This window comes from Pseudoalteromonas sp. N1230-9, assembly GCF_032716425.1.
Taxonomy (GTDB): Bacteria; Pseudomonadota; Gammaproteobacteria; order Enterobacterales; family Alteromonadaceae; genus Pseudoalteromonas.
In genome coordinates, this window is record NZ_CP090419.1 from 2,590,694 (window position 1) to 2,605,217 (window position 14,524).

The window sequence follows — 14,524 nt, forward strand, 5'->3', positions numbered from 1 at the left end:
AGGAATTACTCGCGAACTAAGCTTGGACGCTCAACACGATACGCCTCAAGTTTGAGTTCAATATTTAACGGACTTTCACCTTGAGCAATAGCTATAATCCCTTCGGCAAGTAATTCGTGGTACAGCATTTTTTGTTCAATTTGTTGCTTTAATTTATTTGCCATTGGTAAGAAAAGTAAGTTTGCTAAACCAACCCCGTAAATGGTCGCAATAAATGCTGTCGCGACCCCTGCTCCAAGCTTTTCAGGATCAGTTATAAATTGCATTGCTTGAATAAGCCCAAGTACCGCACCTAAGATACCAATGGTTGGACTGTAGCCACCCATGGCTTCATATACACGGCTCACTTCCATTAATCTTTCACGCTCGAGCATTAAGTCGATTTCAAGTGTGTCTCTAAGCTTAGTTTCACCGGCTCCATCAACTAACATACTTAGCCCTTTTGCCGCATAAGGATCGTGATGTGCCAAGGACTCGTCTTCAAGCGAAAGATACCCCTCTTGGCGCGCCTTTTGAGACCAACGCTTCACCTGCTCAATGGCTGCATCTATATCGTGATAAGGGGGGAAAAATACCCAATGGCTAATTTTTACTGTTTTAGAAAATACACTGCTTGGTGTTTGTAACATTACAGCGCCTAAGGTACCACCTAGCACGATAATCAGTGCGGGGCCATTAAATAGAGCGCTTACCACCCCACCTTCAAGCGCATAACCAAAAGCAATGGCGCTAACAGCAACAATTAAACCAAGAAACGACAGTTTATCCACAACCGGTCTCTCGTGTTAAACGTGCAGCAACGTCGTTAAGCGCTAAGCTCTCACTAGCAAGGCCTGCATTGGCAACGGCTTGCGGCATACCATAAACAACACTGGTTTTTTCATCTTGCGCCCATATCGTCGCACCAGCTTGTTTTAACATACGGGCACCATCTCGACCATCAGCCCCCATACCAGTAAGTACAACTGCCAATACATCACCACCAAATGCTTTAGCAGCACTTGCAAATGTTACATCCACACTCGGTTTGTATGTAATGCGAGGACTATCATCCTCGAAAACACGTAATGTTCGAGAGCTTCCACGCCCTTCTACCAGCATTTGCTGACCACCCGGTGCTAAATAAGCGGTGCCTGGTACTAATCGGTCGCCTTGTTGCGCTTCTTTCACTTTAATTTTACACAAACCATTTAGTCGTGCAGCGAAAGCAGGTGTAAATGCAGCAGGCATATGCTGAATAAGTAAAATAGGGTGCGGAAAATTAGCTGGCAGTTGAGTTAATATGGTTTGTAAAGCAACAGGGCCCCCCGTTGATGTACCAATTGCGACAACTTGATACTGCTTGCCTGAAGCTCGCACATTGCTCGTCGATGAAGCCGGAGCTGGTGCTGGTCGGCTGAAACTACGATCAGGCTGAACAATACCACCGCTTCTTGTGCTTGTAGAGGTTGTAGATGCAGGGCGAGGTGGCGGAGCAGGACGTGTAAAACGTGAAATGCGACGGCGACCAATTTCTTTTACTTTATTTTGTAAAAGTGCGATTGCATCTTCATTATTTCGGGCAATATCTTCAAACTTTTTCGGTAAAAAGTCCAAAGCCCCCGCATCAAGCGCATCAAGTGTTGCTGTTGCACCATCACGAGTTAATGAAGAAAACATTAAAATAGGCGTTGGTGTTGCAGCCATGATCTCTTTAACGGCACTAATACCATCAAGAACAGGCATTTCAACGTCCATAGTAATAACATCAGGCCTAAGCTCTTTTGCCTTATCAACAGCTTCTCGGCCATTCACGGCAAAGCCTACAACTTGGATATTACTATCTTGCTCTAAAATTTCGCTAACACGGCGGCGAAAAAAGCTCGAATCATCGACTACTAATACTTTGACTGCCATTGGCACTCTCTTGTTATGTGTTCAGTGTAAGTGCGCACTATTAATGCGCACTTAAAATAGTGAGTTTAAATAATGCTAGCCAACGTAATGTTTAAGCATGCTTGGCACATCTAAAATAAGTGCAATCCCACCATCAGAGGTAATCGTCGCACCCGCCATGCCTGGTGTACCTTGTAATAAAGCATCTAGCGGTTTGATAACGACTTCTTCTTGACCTATCAATGAGTCAACAACAAAGCCCACCTGTTTTGTACCTATTTGAACAATAACAACATGTCCTTCGGCTTTGCGTTCTTGGCTATTTGCACCTTTCACTAACCAATGCTCAAGATAAAAGAGCGGAATAGCTTTTTGACGAACAATAATCGTCAGCTGCCCATCGACAACATTCGTCTTGGTTAAGTCGAGGTGGAAAATTTCACTAACACCTGCAAGTGGCAACGCAAATGTTTGCTCTCCAACAATAACCATCAATGTTGGAAGAATAGCCAATGTAAGCGGCACTTTAATTTCAAGTACAGTACCGACCCCAAGTTCTGACTGAATATTCACTGAGCCATTTAATTGGGTAATCTTGGTTTTCACCACATCCATACCCACACCACGGCCCGAAATGTCAGAAATCTCTTCTTTCGTTGAGAAGCCAGGAGCAAAAATTAAATTATACGCTTCTGTATCAGATAGTCTGCTAGCTTGGTCATGATCGATAACACCTTTACTGATTGCTATCTTTTTCAGTTTCTCAGCATCCATACCGGCACCATCATCACGGATGGTAAGTAGAATATGGTCGCCTTCTTGTGATGCTGATAGCGTAACAGTACCTGTACGAGGCTTGCCTGCGGCCTCACGTACATCAGGCATTTCAATACCATGGTCAACTGAGTTACGGACCAAATGCACAAGTGGATCAGCGAGGGCTTCAACTAAGTTTTTATCTAAATCAGTCTCCTCACCAACCAACTGCAAATTAATATCTTTTTTCAAACTACGTGCTAAATCACGAACAACGCGAGGGAAACGGCCAAATACTTTCTTGATCGGCTGCATTCGTGTTTTCATCACAGCACCTTGCAAGTCAGCTGTGACAACGTCTAAATTCGAGATAGCCTTACCCATAGACTCACTATTGGCATTATTAGCAAGACTGACTAAGCGGTTACGAACAAGTACCAGTTCGCCAACCATGTTCATAATCTCGTCAAGACGTTTAGTATCAACACGTACCGTCGTTTCCGCCTGTGGTGCAGGTGCTTTTTTCGCAGCGGCACTTGGCTTAGGTTCTGCTTTAGCTGCAACAGGAGCAGGCTGAGCCGCTTTTGCAGGAGGAGGGGTTGCTGGTTTTGCTTGAGGCACTGGTTTACTAGGCTCAGCTTTCGGTGTTTCAGGTGCTTTTGGCTCTGTAGGCTGCGCTGGTGATGAAGGCTCTAATGATTTAGGCGCCGTTCCTTTACCATGTAACTCATCAAGCAGGGCTTCAAATTCATCGTCACTGATTTCATCGTCACCCTCACTGCCAGCAGGCTGTGATGCTGTGCTAACAGGCTTTTCAGCTGACACTTGTTCTGGTGTGCTCGTTGATTTTACTTCACCAAAGCTACCAACTCCGTGAAGTTCATCTAACAAACTGTCAAATTCATCATCAGTGATATCATCACTGTCATTACTTACTTTTTCGGCTTCAACAGCTGCAGGGCTTTGCCCTTTACCATGTAGCTCATCAAGTAAGCTTTCAAATTCATCTTCGGTTATTTCATCAATATTTTGTGCATCAGGCTGAGTATCAGCCAAACCACCATCAAACAACATATCAAATGCAAACGGGTCGTCTTCATCGGTGTTATCCGTTGCCACATCAGCAGTTACTTCTGAGCTGTCGATGATAGGTTCTTCAACAACAGGCTCTTCAGGCGCGGTGCTGACAGCCTCTGTTATTGATGTGTCTTCACCAGCAAGTTCTTCAGCGCTTGGTGGGTGACTTAATTTATGAAGGGCTTCAAGGAGGACAGGATCCGCAGGCTCTGGCTGCTCACGATTCTGAATGGTCGTAAACATCTCATTTATTGTATCGAGAGCCTGTAAAATAACATCCATTAATTCAGATGTAACAGTGCGCCCGCCCTGACGTAATAAATCAAAGACATTCTCGGCACCATGACATGCATCAACAAGTTCTGTCATGCTTAAGAAGCCAGCCCCACCTTTTACGGTATGGAAGCCCCTAAAAATAGCATTTAATAAATCTTTATCTTCTGGGTTATTTTCCAGTTCGACTAATTGCTCTGACAAAAGCTCTAAGATTTCCCCAGCTTCAACTAGGAAATCCTGTAAAATATCTTCATCGACTTCAAAGCTCATGCAGCTACTCTCCTCTTAGAAGCCCAGACTTGATAATAGATCATCAACTTCATCTTGTCCTGAGACAACATCATCGCGAGACTCTTTATCAATAATTGGCCCTTCAGGACCTGCTAGCGTATCGCTTTGTGCAGGTGCTTGTTCTATGGCCTGTTTTTCTTGTTTTTGATGACCATCTTCTTGACTGCCAAACACAGTTAAAAGATTGATTAAACTGTCTTCTACTTCGCGCACTAACTCGATGACTCGGCGTATAACTTGCCCTGTTAAGTCTTGATAATCTTGTGCCATTAACACATTTGTCATCAAGCCTTGTAGCTCATCTGTTTTAGTTTGCGAGCTGTTCATAAACTTATCTAAGCTATGACATAATGATTTGAATTCACCGAGCTCAATTTCTCGATTCATCAAACGATCCCATGTAGGTTTTATCGTCGCTATATCGTCTGCAAGTTGCTGAGCAATTGGCAAACTTGCTTCCACTGCATCCATGGTCTTATTAGCGGCGCTTTCTGTCATTTCCATGACATAATTTAAGCGCTGTTTAGCGTCAGGAATTGCTTCCGTTGTTAAGCCTGTTAAACGCGTATCGAGATCAAAGTTTTTTAGCGCTTCATGGAGTTGTCGCGTTAATTTTCCGACCTCTGCAAACAACTCTGATTGTTCTTTTGATGCTGTATCAAGTATTAGCTTATCTGCTTTTTCTTGTTCACCATTTTCAAGATACTCAACAAGTTGACGAGCTTGCTCTAAACTTATTTGAGGCGCAGCAAGTGCTGACATAAGCCTCTCCCCTTAGATTAACCTAAACGTTCAAACACTTTTTCCAATTTGGTCTTCAGTGTCGCAGCAGTGAATGGTTTAACGATGTAACCATTAACACCCGCTTGAGCAGCAGCAACAATTTGTTCTTTTTTCGCTTCAGCTGTCACCATCAGCACAGGAATATGCTTTAGGCTATCGTCGGCACGAATTGCTCTCAACAAATCAATACCTTGCATGCCAGGCATGTTCCAATCGGTGACAACAAAATCAAACTCTTGATTTTGTAGCATTGGTAATGCTGTTGAACCATCATCAGCTTCCTGCACATTGGTGAAACCTAAATCCCTTAACAGGTTTTTAATGATACGTCTCATTGTAGAAAAATCATCAACAACAAGAATTTTCATGTTTTTATCCAAAACATCCTCCGGTGAGGTTTGAACCTATATTTACTTACTACTAATTAATCCAGTCATTGATTTTTGCTTTGAGCTTAATCATCGCCTGACCATGTATTTGACTCACACGCGATTCACTTACATCGAGTATGTGCCCTATTTCTTTTAAATTCATTTCATCGTTGTAATACAAAGACAAAACAAGCGCATCTCTTTCTGGTAACGATTGAATAGCCGTTAATAGAGATTGGTTAAACCGTTCATTTTTAACGTTATTAAACGGTTTGTCTAGTGCTAAATCTTGGCCCATTGGTGTGATGACATCTTCATCAACACCTAAATCCTCAATACCCAGTACTCTACTGGAGTTTACATCATGTAAGATATGATGGTACTCATCAAGCGTAATATCAAGTTTTTCAGCAACTTCTGTATCTTTTGGTTCTCGATTTAAAGTACTTTCTAATGAGGCAATGGTTTCAGCAACGAGGCGGGCATTTCGGTGAACAGAGCGAGGCGCCCAATCGCCCCGACGAATTTCGTCAAGCATCGCACCACGGATGCGAATACCAGCGAAGGTTTCAAAGCTTGCCCCTTTGCTCGCATCAAAGTTTTTTGATGCTTCAATAAGGCCAATCATGCCTGATTGAATTAAATCGTCTAATTGAACACTGGCGGGTAAACGAGCAATTAAATGACATGCCACTTTTTTGACTAAAGAGGCATGCTTTTCGACAATCGCATTCAAATTGTTTGCTGATTGATATCCCATCGCTTTATTCACCGATGTTGTCATAGTTAGCCGTTTACTAGTTTTTCAATAAAAAATTCTAAATGACCTGATGGTTGATTTGGTATTGGCCACTTAACTGCTTTTGTTGCTAATGTTTTAAATGCGACTGCTGCTGGCGAACTAGGAAACAACTCAACAATCACTTTTTGGCGTCGAGTCGATTTACGCATATTTTCGTCATACGGTATTGTTGCAACTAATTCCATAGATACATCCAAGAAACGATCGGTTACTTTTGATAGTTTAGCAAACAATTCTTGGCCTTCACGCATACTGCGGACCATATTGGCAACAATTTTAAATTTATACACACCGTGTTCACGACTCAGTACTTTAATGAGTGCGTAGGCGTCGGTAATCGAGGTAGGTTCATCACACACAACCACAACAACATCTTGTGCTGCACGTGAAAAGCTTAATACCATGTCAGAAATACCCGCGGCGGTATCGACAATTAATATATCAAACTCAGTGTTTAATTCGCTAAACGCGCGGATAAGGCCAGCATGTTCAGAAGGACTAAGTTCCACCATACTTTGCGAACCAGAGGTTGCAGGAACTATTTTAATTCCCGCAGGGCCTTCAACAAGGATTTCATCCAGCTCACATTCGCCAGATAAAACATGAGATAAGTTACGTTCAACACGAAGGCCAAGCATGACGTCACAGTTTGCCAATCCCAAATCGGCGTCGAGAACTAAGACTCGATTTCCTTGCTGACCGAGTGCAATAGCGGTATTTAATGAAACATTGGTTTTACCCACACCACCTTTGCCGCCAGTCACAGCGATTACTTTAACGCCACTATTATTATTTTGATTCATTTTGCGCAGGCCGCTTGCTTGATCTAATACTGTGTTAATCATACATCCCTACTGTGCTCGACGCTACTGCTTGACGTCGTGAATGTTGTGCTTTTGCTCGTTTTAAATACAATTGTTCAGCCTTTTTCACTAGTTTTTCGGCATTTGCAACACGAATATCCTCAGGAACTCGCTGACCATTGGTAAGATACCCTATCGGAAGGCGATTTTGAATCGCTATGCTAATAATCTCACCTAAACTTAGTGATTCATCCAACTTAGTGAATATACAACCACTTAGTTGCACCTTTTTAAAGTGTCTTACGGTTTCTTGCAACACATTTATTTGTGCTGTAGCACTTAATACTAAGTAACTACGAATATCAACACGCTGATTACGCATTAGTGTATTAAGCTGCTCAGTCAAACGTAAATCACGTTGGCTCATTCCTGCTGTGTCTATTAATACTAGTCGCTTATTACGTAAATGGTATAGCACTTCAGCTAATTCATTTGCATCTTTTACTTGTTTAACACCACAGCCAATAATACGGCCATAAGTAGCAAGTTGTTCGTAGGCACCAATACGGTATGTATCCGTCGTAATTAATGCAACTTTGTCAGCACCGTATTTTTGTGCACCTAACGCAGCAAGCTTAGCAACAGTGGTTGTTTTACCAACCCCTGTAGGCCCAACAAGTGCAAACACACCGCCTTGACGTAAGATTTCGTTATTAGTCGTGTGCATTTGGTTTTCAACCATTTGCAGGAGTGCTTGCCAAGCTTGTTGACGTGAAACATCGTCAGGAATAAAACACGCCATTTGCTCAGCAACATCACGCTCAATTCCCATCCCCGCTAAACGGTCAATCATACACGCACGAGTTGGATCACGACGTGCCATATCTTGCTGCATTAAGCCCGATACTTGATGTTCAAGTAATTGACGAATCGCATTCATTTCTTCACGCATTGTCGCCATTTCTGATTGATTAGCAGGCGCAGAATTTTTCTGCTCAACAGGCGAATCTAAATCATCAAAGCCTGCATCTAAGTCATCAAAGCCTAAGCTATGAGCTTGCGTTTGCACACGAGGCGCAGCTTGTTGTTGGTAACGTGGCTTTTGAGCAAACTCAGGTTGCTGCTGAAAACTAGGCTCTTTAGGCTGATAGTGCTCGCCTGTATCGATACCAGATTGGCTAAACATAGATGCAAGCTCAGGCGAACGAGGGCGTGGGGCTTGACGCTCAAGTAACGCTTGTAGGCTATCAGCAACTTTTGCTTGCGGCTCAGGTTTAGCACGCATTGGTTCAGGCTTTACAAAGTTATGCTGTGGCGCAGGTTTTGATTGCACTGCTGCGGGCGCGGCTTCGGCTTTTGGGGCTGCTTTGTCGTAATCTACAGCCGCAACGATTTCAACACCGTTAGCGAGCTTTTTATTTGACATAATAACCGCATCAACACCTAACTCATCTTTCACTTCTTTAAGTGCAGTGCGCATATCTTTAGCAAAAAAACGTTTAATTTTCATGGTTCAACCCCTTTACTATCCTATTGTTGGCCTACTGAGCTGACAATCTTAATCTGTCTTTCGTCTGGTACCTCTTGATAAGACATGACCCTTAAACCTGGAATCGTGTACTTAACAAAACGAGATAACACAGTGCGTAACATTCCTGACGTTAACAGTATTGAAGGTTCACCGGCCATTTCTTGGTTTTGATGCGCTTCATTCAATGATTGTTGAAGTCGCTCTGCAAGGCTTGGTTCTATTCCGGCACCTTCGTCACCTGCATTTTGAAGTGACTGATGCAACATCTGTTCCAACTCAGGCGCCAAGGTTATGACAGGGATCTCAGAAGACATACCAACAGCATCTTGAACGATAAGTCTACGTAGTGAAATTCGCACTGCAGCCGTTAGTACATCAGGGTCTTGGCTACGTGGGCCATATTCAACAAGGGTTTGAACAATCGAACGCATATCGCGAATTGCCACCCCTTCATTAAGTAAATTTTGTAGTACTTTTACAACGGTAGTGAGTGGTAGAACGTCAGGCACCAATCCTTCAACAAGACGTGGATGGCTCTTCGCTAACATATCTAATAAGTTTTGTACTTCTTCATGTCCAAGTAGCAAGGCTGCGCTATTCGTCAGCAACTGACTAATGTGTGTAGCAACCACAGTCGCAGAATCAACAACCGTATAACCAAGAGATTGGGCTTCGTCTTTTTGATCTGGCTTGATCCATACTGCATCAAGGCCAAATGCAGGATCTTTTGTCTCAACACCTTTAATTGGGCCAAAAACTTGACCTGGGTTAATTGCCAGCTCATCACCGTGCTTTAATTCACCTTCACCACTTGATACACCCATCATCGTAATGCGATATGCATTTGGATCGAGCTCTAAGTTATCGCGAATATGCACAGGAGGTACTAAGAAACCAAGTTCTTGAGATAGTTTTTTACGCACGCCTTTAATGCGATTAAGTAGTTCTCCGCCTTGTGATTGGTCCACAAGTGGAATTAAACGATAACCAACCTCTAGACCAATAACATCTACTTGCTGAACATCATCCCAGCCCAGCTCTTTTTGCTCTTGTTTATTAGCAACACCGGTGCCTGGTGCTCCGCCATTTGCTTCGATTTCTGCTTGCTCTGCTTCGGCTTTTGCTTTTTGTTTTTGCGTGAAATATGCAAGATAGCCAAGCAACGCACCTAAACTTAAAAATGCGATATGCGGCATACCTGGCACTAAGCCCATAGTGATTAGAATACCCGATGCAATATATAAAGATTTTTCGTTACCTAACTGAGTTTTAAACTGCTCACCCATGTTATGTGACTCATTTTGACGCGTCACAACAATCGCCGTACCAATTGAAAGTAACAGTGATGGTAATTGCGCTACTAGGCCATCACCAATCGTTAGCAGGGTATAAACCTCCATCGCTCGACTAAAGCTTAAGTCGTGCTGGATCATACCAACAAATAAACCACCAACAATATTGATTACAAGTATCACGATACCGGCGATGGCATCGCCTTTAACGAACTTACTTGCACCGTCCATTGAACCGTAAAAATCAGCTTCACGAGTTACTTCATCACGGCGCTCACGCGCTTGTTCTGCACTGATAAAACCGGCATTTAAATCGGCGTCAATCGCCATTTGTTTACCTGGCATTGCATCTAGGGTGAAACGTGCTGACACTTCAGAAATGCGGCCTGCACCTTTGGTGATAACAACAAAGTTAATGATAATGAGGATAAGGAAGACCACTAAACCCACGGCATAGTTACCACCTATAACCACCGAGCCGAATGCCTCGATAACCTTCCCTGCTGCGTCGCCACCGTTGTGGCCTTCAAGTAACACAACTCGGGTACTGGCAACATTGAGTGCAAGGCGCATAATCGTGGCGATTAATAAAACGGCTGGAAACATGCCAAACTCAAGTGGCTTCATGGTATAAACCGTGACCAGAAGTACCACAAGTGCGAGTGCGATATTAAACGAAAAAAGAATATCTAAAAGAAAAGGTGGCAGTGGTAAAATCACCATACCCAGCGCAGCTAGCACTAGTAAGGGTGTACCCACACCTTTAGCATACTCTTTTTTATCTTTATTAAGTTGTTGTAATACCGCTTTAAATTCCATAATTCAACAATTTCAAAAAATTGACACTACACGGAATTTGCAATAACTATTCCAAGTTACAAAGCGACTCGCTAATATTTATAATCATCAGGTATTGGCAGTTTTTTATTCAGGGGGATTGGGCGTTTACCACGACCTTTTTTGAAGCGTTTTAGCTGAAATACATAAGCAAGTACTTGTGCAACCGCGGTGAACAGTTGATCGGGTATCTGCTGTCCAACTTCTGTCGTATGATAAAGCGCACGCGTAAGTACTGGCGACTCAACGATAGGAACATCATTACCCTTGCCCACTTTACGAATTTGCATAGCAAGCTCATCAAGGCCTTTAGCAAGTACGATAGGCGCCCCTGCTTTTGCTGTGTCATATTTAATGGCAACAGAATAGTGAGTCGGGTTGGTGACTATAACATCCGCATCTGGCACATCTTGCATCATCCGTCGTTGCGACATTTCTCGTTGCGTACGACGAATACGTGCTTTTATTTGAGGGTCACCTTCTGAGTTTTTATACTCGTCTTTGACTTCTTGAAGTGTCATTTTCAGCTCTTTATGATGCTTATGACTTTGGTAAGGCGCATCAATAGCTGCAATAACAATTAAAGTACATGTCAGCCCTAAAAACATCCACGATAAAATCTCAAGGGAGTGGATAATATTACCAGGTGCACTTTCTATACTCAGATGCAGTATCTCATCGAAAAAGGTATTAATTAAAAACACTGCAAAACCAGCTACAACCGCAAATTTTAACAGCGACTTCACCAATTCAACCCCCGCTTGTGGGCCTAGCATACGTTTTATGCCTTTAGCTGGAGACATTTTATTGGCTTTGGGCGCAGCGGCTTTCCAACTAAAATTAAAGCCCCCCAATAAGGTATTACCAATAAAAGCAGCAATAACGATGATAAAAACAAACATCGCCATAGGAAAGAGCAAGGCATCACCCACAACACCCCAAACCGAGAACATTTTTGTGGTGTCATAGGTTTCATTACGATTTAAGCTAAGCAATCGCCCCATTACGTTATACAAGCCTTTGCCAATTTCTGGCCCGTACAAAAGCAGCGAAATAGCAGAAAACATGAGAACAAACATTGTACCAAGCTCTTTCGAACGAGCTACTTGACCTTTTTTCTTCGCGTCTTCTATTTTTTTACTGGTGGGTTCTTCGGTTTTTTCTTGACCTGAATCTTCAGCCATAACGCGCTCCTAAGGGGTACAACCAACAAGGCTACACATCAACTCAACCATTTTCAGCCACTGGAACTCGAACTGAGTCATAAAGTTGCCCAGCGTCGCCCAAATGATCACAAGACCGGCCACTAAGGTGAACGGGAAACCAATCGAGAAAATATTAAGCTGTGGTGCTGCACGTGTCATCACCCCAAACGACATGTTAATGACTAGCATGGCTGTCAATGGCGCTAAGGCTAAAACGAGGGCTGTGGTGAACATCCAGCCACCCCAAGTGACGATATCCCAGTAATGGTCCACTGACCACCAGCTACCATCAATTGGTAAAACTTGAAAACTGTGGATGACCATTTGAATCATCATCAAATGCCCATTGAACACAAAAAACAATAACGTCGCTAATATGAGATAAAATTGACCCACCGCAGGTACGCTTAAACCATTTGAAGGGTCAACCACTGACGCAAAACCAAGACCGGTTTGCATTGCCAATATTTGTCCTGCCAGCACAAAGGTATTGAGCAGCAAAACAGATGCAAAGCCAATAGCAACACCAATCAACATTTGTTGAATAACGACCAGTATCATTTCAAACGAAAACAAGTTAGTAAAACTCGCCGGAGGTAATACAGGCACGGCTACTAAGGTTATAACTACCGCCAAACCTAATTTTATACGTGCAGGAACGTTTTTTGCGCCCAGGCCCGCCATTATCATAATCATGGAGCTAATGCGCACCAGCGGTAGTAAAAAGTCACTTAACCACTGAATGACCACTGCAAATGGAAATTCCATTTACCCTGCAATCTCTGGAATTGATAATACTAAACCATTAAAGTAATCCATCAACTCTTGAGTAAACCAATGTCCACCGATTATTAATGCGCTAATTGTTATCAATAAACGCGGTAAAAAACTTAACGTTTGCTCATTAATTGATGTAGCCGCTTGGAAAACAGCCACAACCAGTCCCACTAATAAACCAGGTACAACGATTGCTGAGACTAATTTAATCACTAAGAAAAGTGCGCCACTGAGAATATCAACAAAGATTTCTGGTTCCATCGTATCGCTCCTAGTTGCTATTGGTCACATTAAGCATCGCTAGACCCCTAGACCAAAGCTCTTTGCAAGGGTCCCCATCACAAGACTCCACCCATCGACTAAAACAAACAGCATAATTTTAAAGGGTAAAGATACAATCATTGGCGACAACATCATCATACCCATTGCCATAAGTACTGATGCAACCACCAAATCGACTATGAGAAACGGTATAAAGAACATAAAACCGATAATAAACGCGGTTTGTAGTTCACTTGTTACAAACGCAGGAATAAGCACGATTAGCGGTGTGTCTTCTGGAGAGTCAAGCTTATCGTGACCTGCGATCTTTGCAAAAGTTTCTAAATCTTTAATACGTACTTGGGAAAGCATAAACGCTTTCATGGGTTCTTTTGCAAGCTCTAATGCCTGTACTGACGTCACTTGCTCATTCAAATATGGCTCGATTGCCCGCTCATTTACCTGCTGATAAATCGGTGCCATGATGAAAATGCTTAAAAATAGCGACATACCAAGTAATATTTGATTAGAGGGCGTTTGTTGTAAACCAATTGCTTGACGCAAAATAGCGAGCACAACAATAATACGAGTAAATGAGGTCATCATAATAACTGCGGCAGGAATGAAGCTCAGCGCAGTCATAATTGCAAGGACTTGTAAGGTTACAGAGTAATCTTGCGAGCCATCTGGATTCGTTGTAATAGTGAGTGCTTCGATACCCTCAGCATAAACAGACGGTAAAAACAGTACACTTGCTAAAATAAGTAGCCACTTGATCATAGCGTTAGTTCTTTTTATTTATAGATGATTGAGTGTTAAGTAAACTGCCAAATCGTTTTGCTAGTTCGGGCAATTCCTTTTCTTTGAGCGGTGTTTCAAGCTTATGTAAGTAATTTATACTGTGAGGCGTCACACCAATTAAGTGCTGACTGTTATCTATCTCTACCACCATTAGACGCTCTCGCGAACCAAGCGGTAAACTACGAATCACCTTAAACTCATCACTGTTGGTTAGATTAGGGTTAAGTTTTTTGACAAAGAAGGCAAGTACAACAATAACCACAAGTACTAAAAACAGCGACATCACCATAGACAGAATATCTGCCGTTGGTGATGCTGTAGGCATTGTAGTGCTGGTTACACTTGTTAGTGCTGCTAAAGTAATCATCGTAGTTTTTTAATTCGCTCAACTTGGCTAATTACATCTGTAAGACGAATACCAAATTTATCATTAACAACGACCACCTCACCGTGCGCTATCAAGGTGCCATTGACTAACACATCAAGAGGTTCACCGGCAACACGGTCTAACTCAACAACTGAACCTTGGTTGAGTTGTAATAAGTTACGGATATTTATTTTAGAGCGCCCTACTTCCATAGAAATAGTAACCGGAATATCTAAAATAGTATCAAGCTTGCGTTTTTCTTCGCCAGACAGTTCATGCTTTTCATCTTTAAGCTCATCAAGTTCTGCGACGGCAGCTTCACCTGTGCCATTTTCGGCTTCTTCAGCTTCGGCTAGTGCCGCAGCCCATTCGTCCATTGTATCTTGATCATCACTCATTATATTTAACCTTATAAATCG

15 protein-coding genes are annotated in these 14,524 nt (G+C 42.7%); all 15 read right to left on the reverse strand.

Translation table 11 applies throughout. The annotated features are described in order from the left end of the window. Positions 1-5: 5 nt before the first annotated feature. Entirely contained in the window at positions 6-770 is a 765-nt protein-coding gene (locus tag LY624_RS12100; RefSeq protein WP_237118149.1) for a flagellar motor protein, read from the reverse strand. Continuing rightward, entirely contained in the window at positions 763-1,896 is a 1,134-nt protein-coding gene (locus LY624_RS12105; RefSeq protein ID WP_130150481.1) for a protein-glutamate methylesterase/protein-glutamine glutaminase, read from the reverse strand. Before LY624_RS12105 ends, LY624_RS12100 begins: the two co-directional genes overlap by 8 nt. 75 nt (positions 1,897-1,971) lie before the next feature. Beyond that, on the reverse strand, positions 1,972-4,254 hold the full coding sequence (locus tag LY624_RS12110) for a chemotaxis protein CheA (protein WP_341803076.1): 2,283 nt from the start codon (positions 4,252-4,254) through the stop codon (positions 1,972-1,974). A gap of 15 nt (positions 4,255-4,269) precedes the next feature. Further along, a complete protein-coding gene (locus LY624_RS12115; RefSeq protein WP_130150479.1) occupies positions 4,270-5,037 on the reverse strand; it encodes a protein phosphatase CheZ in 768 nt (255 codons plus the stop codon). A 17-nt stretch (positions 5,038-5,054) separates the two neighbouring features. Further along, positions 5,055-5,438 carry a chemotaxis response regulator CheY gene (cheY, locus tag LY624_RS12120; protein WP_016708035.1) on the reverse strand — a complete coding sequence of 128 codons (384 nt, stop codon included), beginning with the start codon at positions 5,436-5,438 and terminating at the stop codon, positions 5,055-5,057. Between the two features lie 40 nt (positions 5,439-5,478). Next, the gene (locus LY624_RS12125) at positions 5,479-6,189 is read right to left on the reverse strand and encodes an RNA polymerase sigma factor FliA (protein ID WP_130150577.1); all 711 of its coding nucleotides are present in this window, start codon (positions 6,187-6,189) and stop codon (positions 5,479-5,481) included. Positions 6,190-6,215: 26 nt separating this feature from the next. After that, a complete protein-coding gene (locus LY624_RS12130; RefSeq protein ID WP_062569740.1) occupies positions 6,216-7,076 on the reverse strand; it encodes a MinD/ParA family ATP-binding protein in 861 nt (286 codons plus the stop codon). Beyond that, positions 7,069-8,544 (reverse strand): flagellar biosynthesis protein FlhF, encoded by a 1,476-nt coding sequence (gene flhF / locus LY624_RS12135; protein ID WP_341803077.1) that lies wholly within the window; start codon positions 8,542-8,544, stop codon positions 7,069-7,071. The genes LY624_RS12130 and flhF overlap by 8 nt, the downstream gene beginning before the upstream one ends. A 20-nt stretch (positions 8,545-8,564) precedes the next feature. Then, positions 8,565-10,676 (reverse strand): flagellar biosynthesis protein FlhA, encoded by a 2,112-nt coding sequence (gene flhA, locus LY624_RS12140; RefSeq protein WP_062569738.1) that lies wholly within the window; start codon positions 10,674-10,676, stop codon positions 8,565-8,567. Between the two features lie 71 nt (positions 10,677-10,747). Beyond that, entirely contained in the window at positions 10,748-11,878 is a 1,131-nt protein-coding gene (gene flhB, locus LY624_RS12145) for a flagellar biosynthesis protein FlhB (protein ID WP_062569737.1), read from the reverse strand. 9 nt (positions 11,879-11,887) lie between these two features. Then, positions 11,888-12,667: a flagellar biosynthetic protein FliR gene (gene fliR, locus LY624_RS12150; RefSeq protein ID WP_130150477.1), complete on the reverse strand. Its 780-nt coding sequence runs from the start codon at positions 12,665-12,667 to the stop codon at positions 11,888-11,890. After that, positions 12,668-12,937 (reverse strand): flagellar biosynthesis protein FliQ, encoded by a 270-nt coding sequence (gene fliQ, locus LY624_RS12155; protein WP_062569735.1) that lies wholly within the window; start codon positions 12,935-12,937, stop codon positions 12,668-12,670. Positions 12,938-12,976: 39 nt separating this feature from the next. Further along, positions 12,977-13,717, reverse strand: a complete 741-nt coding sequence (gene fliP / locus LY624_RS12160; protein ID WP_341803078.1) for a flagellar type III secretion system pore protein FliP — start codon at positions 13,715-13,717, stop codon at positions 12,977-12,979. 4 nt (positions 13,718-13,721) lie between these two features. Then, complete coding sequence (fliO, locus tag LY624_RS12165; protein ID WP_130150476.1) at positions 13,722-14,105, reverse strand: flagellar biosynthetic protein FliO; 384 nt, start codon at positions 14,103-14,105, stop codon at positions 13,722-13,724. After that, entirely contained in the window at positions 14,102-14,503 is a 402-nt protein-coding gene (fliN, locus tag LY624_RS12170; protein ID WP_062569732.1) for a flagellar motor switch protein FliN, read from the reverse strand. The genes fliO and fliN overlap by 4 nt, the downstream gene beginning before the upstream one ends. Positions 14,504-14,524 lie beyond the last annotated feature (21 nt).